Consider the following 1,835-nt stretch of genomic DNA (forward strand, 5'->3'; position numbering starts at 1 on the left):
ATTTTCACAATCACTATGTTTTACATCCCATCATTAATCGGATTTAATAATTCGTCAGGTTTAAGCATTAGAGAATGCATTATGAGATTTCAGGAACTTAATAAGATTCTCATCAGTTTCTTTTGATGATTTACCTAACCAAACTAGATGTCCCCCATTTGTAGAAAATATCCCTATTCTTCTCTCCATCAAACAACCTCCTTTTTTGCAAAACAAAAGCCTTTTCAGAAAATTTTCTTCTTCAACGTTAGTTTAAGTGAAATCATTCACACATTTAACGTAACCTTACTTTAAATAGCAACATTTATTACCATTTATAAAAGTACATTTATTTACCCTTCTTCAATCTGCCCCTTTTGTTGAATCGCTTTTACAATCCTATCATTCAAGCGATTGTTGCACCGTATTTCGTTTTCTATGTAATACAAGATTTACTGTTACCCTGTAATCACATTCTCCGCTTTGCGAATAGTCATAATACTCTCCCCCTTTTGAACTGACCGGCCATAAGATCTAATTGTCTTAATAAAACCATCAACAACTGCAAAACAAAATTCTTTCATTCTTTAACTCTCTCAACCCATTTTTTAGCAAAAATTTAGGGAACCCTCGTTAGCCGTGGGTTCCCTTGTTCAAAAGAATGACGTAAGGAATATTCTTTGGACACTGAATAATCATTTCTCATATTTCGCTAATGAACGTTTTAGTTAAGTCTTCAGCTTCTTCTTGCGAATAGTGCTCAACATTGTATGAAAACATATAATGTCCTTCACCCACAGCGATAAAGTATTGATAATCTGTTCCGTTGTTTCTAAACAACACTTCGTTTCCATCTATCTCTACCCACTCTTCACTAATACCACCCTCTTCGTTCTGAAGCAACTCTGGCAAATCTAACTTACTGAATACAAACCAAAAGTGCATATCCCCCCATTCACATAAGGAGGAACGATGTGTTTCATCCCTGTTTTTTCTTTTTCTTCTTCCACAACGATTTCATTCTCAAAACGTTCATCTTTATCCGATACTTCTGCATGGTACTGAACATCAACAGAAAAAGGTTCTTCGCCTGAAAAAGAAACAAACGCATTTTTAATTTCTAAATCTTCCATCTCTGGAACAAAGATATTATCTACAGATAATTCCGTTTCGGCTTTTCCTTTTATTTCTTCAATGACACTACTTTCTTGAATAGCATCAACGGAACTTCCTTCTGTCTCAATGCTTTCTTCACTAGAACCGCATCCTACCAATCCCAAAATGATGAATAAAAAACAACTACATACCAATCTTTTCTTCATGTCTAATAACCTCCGAAAATGTACTCATAAAAATGGTAACATATTTTTCGAAGTGCTGGTAAATAGTTCCTTACAAAAACAGCTGCTTATCAAATCTCAGATTAACCTCTAAGCCACAATGCACAGAAAGCGACTGCTCTTCTTGAACACTCGCTCTCGTTATTCTTTGATAGAATTAAAATCTTGTTACAGCAACTACACGTTCATACTACATCCAATTAAAAGGCTTAAACTCAATGATTTCCCAATCCAAATCTCTTTTTACTAACATCATATCAATTGGGTTGATTGACGGATCGGTCGTCATGTATCGTACAGTGCCTATCATTATACTGTTTGGGTCAAACCTTATTTCATAAAAGTCCTTATTAGTCTCTATTACTAAAGTGGTCGTAATGACCGGTAATATTCGGGGTGTATGTCGTTCCAAGTTCAGTTTGAACCTTTTCTGTTAGTTGTTGACCACGTTCATGGCACCATAAGGGATCTGCTCCAACATCTCCCTCAACTTTTATATCGTTCGTTTTTTTATTC

General features: G+C 35.2%; 3 protein-coding genes. All 3 read right to left on the bottom strand.

What is annotated here, in order from left to right:
• Positions 1–437: 437 nt before the first annotated feature.
• The 3 genes from JCM9140_RS25025 to JCM9140_RS21875 all read right to left on the bottom strand — a co-directional run bounded on the left by JCM9140_RS25025 (position 438) and on the right by JCM9140_RS21875 (position 1,301).
• On the bottom strand, positions 438–563 hold the full coding sequence (locus JCM9140_RS25025) for a hypothetical protein (protein WP_268870608.1): 126 nt from the start codon (positions 561–563) through the stop codon (positions 438–440).
• A 118-nt stretch (positions 564–681) separates the two neighbouring features.
• Positions 682–924 (bottom strand): hypothetical protein, encoded by a 243-nt coding sequence (locus JCM9140_RS21870; protein WP_034751786.1) that lies wholly within the window; start codon positions 922–924, stop codon positions 682–684.
• Positions 894–1,301, bottom strand: a complete 408-nt coding sequence (locus JCM9140_RS21875) for a putative periplasmic lipoprotein (protein ID WP_034751788.1) — start codon at positions 1,299–1,301, stop codon at positions 894–896. The genes JCM9140_RS21870 and JCM9140_RS21875 overlap by 31 nt, the downstream gene beginning before the upstream one ends.
• Positions 1,302–1,835: the final 534 nt, after the last annotated feature.

This window comes from Halalkalibacter wakoensis JCM 9140 (assembly GCF_000513095.1).
GTDB classification, from domain to species: Bacteria; Bacillota; Bacilli; order Bacillales; family Bacillaceae_D; genus Halalkalibacter; species Halalkalibacter wakoensis.

Coding starts and splice junctions, on each gene's coding strand:
- JCM9140_RS25025 (WP_268870608.1), bottom strand. CDS start 563: ATGAAAGAATTTTGTTTTGCAGTTGTTGATGGTTTTATTAAGACAATT.
- JCM9140_RS21870 (WP_034751786.1), bottom strand. CDS start 924: ATGCACTTTTGGTTTGTATTCAGTAAGTTAGATTTGCCAGAGTTGCTT.
- JCM9140_RS21875 (WP_034751788.1), bottom strand. CDS start 1,301: ATGAAGAAAAGATTGGTATGTAGTTGTTTTTTATTCATCATTTTGGGA.